This window comes from Amphibacillus indicireducens (assembly GCF_039539605.1).
GTDB classification, from domain to species: Bacteria; Bacillota; Bacilli; order Bacillales; family Amphibacillaceae; genus Amphibacillus; species Amphibacillus indicireducens.
The window spans coordinates 1-2,595 of the sequence record NZ_BAABDL010000157.1 but is presented as its reverse complement, the minus strand read 5'-3'; the positions used below and the strand labels follow the sequence as shown (position 1 = coordinate 2,595).

Below are 2,595 nucleotides of genomic sequence, written 5' to 3'. Positions count from 1 at the left end.
CCCAAACTGGAATATCTTGTGTCACGACTTCCACATATGCAGCTTCTAATGCTTTTCTTTTTATTTCTGTGCTGGCTTTTAAATAAATTTCAGTTGTAGTAACATTTACATGTCCTAATAAATCTCTTATATAAATTAGGTTTACTCCAGCCTCTAATAAATGCATGGCTTTCGTATGTCTAATCATATGTGGATGAAGCTTATCAGGAAATAGAACTTCCGAATTAGTATTCTTAGCCTGTTTTAAATATTTCTCTAAAATATATGTTATGCCTGGTCTTGTGAATGGGCGTCTATTACTATTATAAAATAGTGGATGATTTTGCTTTCCGTTTTCTAATAAATTATTTTCGTTCATATAACTTTCCAAGAGTTTATGTGTTTTTTCCATAATGGGAACACTTCTCTGTTTATTTCCTTTACCCGTTAGGGTAATAGTGACAGGCTTTGTAAGTCTAACATCACTTGTCTTTAAATCGATTAATTCTTGTACTCTTGCACCTGTGTCGTAAAGAATAGCTATTATTGTTAGATCACGGCGCCCTCTTTTTTTGTTAGTATCTGGTTGTTCTAATATATTTTTTAGGCAATCGTGTGAAAGAAATTCAATTGTCTTCATTTCTCTCTTTTTAAATGGGATTCCCAGAATTTTTTGGCACTCTAGTAACATTTCAGGATACTCTGATTGAGTATAACGATAAAAACTGTGAATAGCCGCTAATCTTTGATTACGAGTGTTAATGCCAACGTTACGCGTTTTTTCTAGCCACAGGAGGAACTCTCTAATATTTTCCACTTTTATCTTTTCAAAGGTAAGCCGTTCTGGTTTAATATTAAGTTCCATGCCAAAATACATTAGCACTTGTTTAAATGTATCCCGATATGACTTTATTGTATTGGTACTAACGTTACGTTGGCTTGGAAGATAATCCGAAAGGAATCGTGTAAGTGTTCGTGCGAAATCAGTCTGTTTCATTGAACGATACCTCCGGTATTAAAGATGAAAAGCTATGTTCGACTGAAACTATAATTTGAGGGTATAAATCAGCCGTCAGTCTCATGTAATGTTGAGTACCTCTTAGATCAACATGTCCTAGAAATGTCGAAAGATAGGGAAGTAAATTCGTCATATCTTCTCCATTTAACACCCATTTTTTCAAACAGTGAACAGCAAATGTATGTCTTAAATCATGCAGTCTTGGACCCTTTCCACTATGAGAAATACCGGCCTTCCATAGAACCTGCCTAAATAGTTTATATATCGTGCTTTCACTATAACGTCCACCGAAAGGTGATGGAAATAAGAATGTATCACTAGAATTTAAGTAATGATTTCTTTCTATATACATGCGGCATCCTCTTGTCAGTGTTTCCGCCATCGGAACCATTCTTTCTTTTCCAAATTTCGTATCCCGAATGAATAATGTACCTCGATTCAAATCAATATCTTTAAGACTTAGATTCAATGCTTCTGATATCCGTAGTCCACAACCATACAATATACGGAACAAAAGAGAAAGAACTAAATGTCTATTAGGAGAAACATCTGAAATAGGATAACTGTCGCAAACAATAAAAATATTCTTTAGCTCTATTTCTGAGAAAATATAAGGAACATAACAATATCTGTCAATAGAATTAGAGGCGGCCGGAAAAATATATGCCTCATGACCAAAACGGACCATATATGTTGCAAGTCCACGTATGATTGAGATTCTACCGTTCCTATTACTAGCAGTTTCATTTGCTCTTTTTTTCGTCCAAAGTAGTACAATTTCCTTCGGAAGCTTCGTTTCAACTAAATTTTCGCTAGCAACCAATTTATCAAATTGTTTCAAAAGAGAAGAGCCTTTATTGTATTTATAGCCTACAGCTCTCTTTTCTTCAATATATCCTGCGATTAGTTCGCCAAGAACGCTTTGAAAAACAATAGTTCTGTTAGACATTTTTAAACACCTCTTCCGGATCAACAGCACATTTCCTTAAACTTTCTATGTCTGTATGCAGATAGACACTAGTTGATTTGGTGTTATAATGTCCAAGGACTTCTGCGATTACTGGTAATGGCGTACCCTGTTCAAGCAAAGTACTCGCAAGAGTATGCCTTAGCGAGTGTAATCCTTGTTTTTTAGCACGCGGAATAGTGATACCAGAAAGTCTAGTGTATTTCGTGATAATATTGTGTAGGTTAGCATTTTCTCCAAAAGCATCATAAGGTGCATTCATACGGATAAAAACATAGGGAGAATTACTAATAGGTCGTCCGTTCTTTAGATAATCAATCAATGCCCAACCTATATCCTTTAGAATGGGATATGTTACGATATTCTTTGTTTTATTTTGCTTTACTTCTATAATTTTTGATTGCCAGTTTAAATCTGATAACTCCAAAGATTTAATATCTCCTGCCCTAATACCTAGTTTTGCAACTAGAAGTAAGATTGCATAATCTCTCTTACCAGTTGGATTACCTCGGTCAATATCATTCAACATGCGTATAACATCTTCTTTATCCCATACAGAAGGAACTGCAGGATAGTAGTACTTCTTCTGTTTTGGAACCATAAGAGACAGATTCTCATCTGTATATTGATT

The 2,595-nt window shown here is 34.9% G+C and carries 3 protein-coding genes; all 3 read right to left on the bottom strand.

The annotated features are described in order from the left end of the window. Positions 1–976 (bottom strand): site-specific integrase (locus tag ABD814_RS13160; RefSeq protein WP_344914177.1); only part of this gene is annotated, 976 nt, incomplete at its 3' end. After that, entirely contained in the window at positions 963–1,946 is a 984-nt protein-coding gene (locus ABD814_RS13155; protein WP_344914174.1) for a tyrosine-type recombinase/integrase, read from the bottom strand. The genes ABD814_RS13155 and ABD814_RS13160, both read right to left, overlap by 14 nt. Beyond that, on the bottom strand, positions 1,939–2,595 hold a 657-nt coding region (locus ABD814_RS13150; protein WP_344914171.1), incomplete at its 5' end, for a site-specific integrase. The genes ABD814_RS13150 and ABD814_RS13155, both read right to left, overlap by 8 nt.